At 62.0% G+C, this 2630-nt stretch carries 3 protein-coding genes; 2 read left to right on the forward strand and 1 reads right to left on the reverse strand.

Translation table 11 applies throughout. The features are described 5' to 3' along the window. Both WCA85_RS00700 and WCA85_RS00705 read left to right on the forward strand, forming a co-directional pair. On the forward strand, positions 1-808 hold an 808-nt coding region (locus tag WCA85_RS00700; RefSeq protein WP_424061066.1), incomplete at its 5' end, for a YbfB/YjiJ family MFS transporter. After that, positions 805-2073: an MFS transporter gene (locus tag WCA85_RS00705; protein WP_424061067.1), complete on the forward strand. Its 1269-nt coding sequence runs from the start codon at positions 805-807 to the stop codon at positions 2071-2073. The genes WCA85_RS00700 and WCA85_RS00705, both read left to right, overlap by 4 nt. A 66-nt stretch (positions 2074-2139) precedes the next feature. On the opposite strand, the gene WCA85_RS00710 is transcribed toward WCA85_RS00705, so the two are convergent. After that, on the reverse strand, positions 2140-2630 hold a 491-nt coding region (locus WCA85_RS00710), incomplete at its 5' end, for a zinc-binding dehydrogenase (protein ID WP_424061069.1).

A 2630-nucleotide genomic window follows, 5' to 3' on the forward strand; every position in this document is an offset into this window, starting at 1 on the left:
CGGCTTTGCAAGCGGCGCGATCTTCACCGGGATTGGTCTCGGGATCGCCGCGTCGGGAACGATCGTGCCGCTGCTGCTCAGTCAGGGACTGACGCAAACGTGGCTCGGACTCGGCGTGGTGTCGCTGCTGCTGACCGTGGTGGCCTGGAACGGCTGGCCGCGACACGAACCGGCCACTGCACATCCTCATGCGAGCAGCCCTTCGCACCCCAATACCAATCACGCGGCACGGCCCAGTGTTGCTTCAGCGGGAAAACTGCGAGCCCTCTATATCGAATATGGATTGAATGCGGCGGGCCTCGTGCCGCATATGATCTTCCTGGTGGACTTCGTTGCCCGAGGGCTCGGCAAAGGTGTGGATGTCGGCGCGCAGTACTGGGTGCTGTATGGACTTGGCGCGATTGTCGGCCCGTTGCTGACGGGGCATCTTGCCGACCGCGCTGGTTTCGGACCGGCGCTGCGCGTGGCCTACCTGCTGCAGATCGCGGCTGTTGCGCTTCCAGCGCTCGGCCTCGGCCCCGCCGCACTGATGGTATCGAGCGTCGTCATGGGCGCGTTCACGCCGGGTATTGTCCCGCTCGTTCTGGGAAGAGTGAACGAACTGCTCGCACATCATCCTGCCGCGCAGAAAGCCGGATGGACCAAGGCCACCACCTATTTTGCCGTCATGCAAGCGGTGTCCGCTTACGGCCTGTCCTACCTGTTTTCGGCAAGCGGCGGCCAGTATCTGATGCTGTTCGAGATTGGCGCCGCCGCATTGACGCTCGGGCTCACTGTGAATCTGTTTGCTGCGTTGAGGTCAAAATGAACCAACCTGCTCATTCCGTATTGCATGCAACAGCGACACCGGCACACCCGCCGGTGTCGCTTAGTTATGCCGAGCGTAACGCGAGTCACTGGAAACGCAATCTCACAGTCTGCGTATTCGGCTCGTTCACGACGCTCCTCAGCCTGAGCATGCTGTTGCCGTTCCTGCCGCTGTATGTGAAGCAGTTGGGCGTCGAATCGCCGGGGGCGGTGATCCAGTGGTCGGGCATCGCGTTTGGCGCAACCTTTCTTGGCACAGGATTGACCGCACCGCTCTGGGGACGGCTTGCCGACCGCTACGGACGCAAGCCGATGCTCGTGCGTGCGGCCATCGGCATGGCCATTGTGATGTCGCTGATCGGGGTGGCTCATTCAGTTCATCAACTGGTCGTGTTGCGGCTGATCGCGGGTCTGGTGGGCGGGTACTCTTCGGCCTCCATCGTGATGGTCGGCTCGCAGGCGCCGCGTGAACGCGCCGGCTGGGCGCTGGGGGTACTGTCGACAGGTGCACTTGCAGGCAACCTGATCGGACCGCTGGTGGGCGGCTTTCTGCCGGGCTGGATCGGCATTCGCGGCACCTTCTTCGCGGGCGGCGCGATGATCGCGGTGGCGGCCTTGCTAACCATCTTCGTCATCAAGGAAGACTTCAGTCCCGCCGATCAGGCACAGCACCGCGCCGCCAGTAAAGCCTCAGTGGCGACTCGCAAGACGAATTACGCGGTGGTGGCCGCGCTCCTCGTCACGGCGATGATGGTGCTGCTCGCGAACATGTCGATCGAGCCGATCATCACGGTCTATATCGGCAGTCTCGGCGTCCACGCCAATCATCTGACCCGGGTCGCGGGCGTCGTCATGGCGTGTTCGGCTTTCGGCAGCATGTTGACCGCGGCGCGGCTCGGCGCACTGGCTGACCGGATCGGCAGCTGGAACGTGATCATTGGCTGTCTGGTGCTCACCGGCCTCGTGATGATTCCGCAGGCTTTTGTTGTGCACTGGTGGCAACTGGCGGGCTTGCGCGTCCTGATGGGCATGACGCTTGCCGGACTGCTGCCTGCTATTGCCAAGCTGGCGCGGCAGTCGGTGGATGAAAGCAAGACGGGGCAGATGCTCGGATATCTGCAGTCCGCCCAGTTCAGCGGCCAGGTGATCGGTCCAGTGATTGGTGGCCAGATTGGTGTGGCGCTCGGGCTGGATTCGGTGTTCTTCGTGACCGGTACGCTGCTGGTGTTGTGTGCGGCGCTGGCGCAATGGGCGCGAGTGCGGTGAATTTGAGGCGAAGCGGTACGTATAACGCACCGCCCGCCGTGCATCGCCAGCCTCGATATCACCGCATCAATACATCACCACTGAACGGATCGACTCACCCTTTTTCATCAGATCGAAGCCTTCGTTGATGCGGTCAAGGGGCAGACGATGCGTAATCAGATCGTCGATGTTGATCTTGCCTTCCATGTACCAGTCGACGATCTTCGGCACATCGGTGCGGCCACGCGCGCCACCGAACGCCGAACCCTTCCATTGACGGCCCGTTACCAGTTGAAACGGGCGCGTGCTGATCTCTTCACCCGCTGCCGCCACACCGATGATGAACGACTGGCCCCAGCCTTTGTGCGTGCATTCGAGCGCCTGACGCATCACTTTCGTGTTGCCGATGCATTCGAACGAGTAGTCCGCGCCACCATCCGTGAGCTGGACAATATGGTCCACGACGTTCTCGACTTCGTTCGGGTTGATGAAGTGCGTCATGCCGAACTTCTTCGCCAGTTCGACGCGGCCCGGGTTCAGATCCACCCCGATGATCTTGTCCGCGCCCACCATCTTCG

Source organism: Paraburkholderia sp., assembly GCF_049581445.1.
Lineage (GTDB): Bacteria > Pseudomonadota > Gammaproteobacteria > Burkholderiales > Burkholderiaceae > Paraburkholderia.

Bases quoted from the DNA above. Each gene is read 5' to 3' on its own strand.
- WCA85_RS00705 (WP_424061067.1), top strand. From the start codon at position 805: ATGAACCAACCTGCTCATTCCGTATTGCATGCAACAGCGACACCGGCA.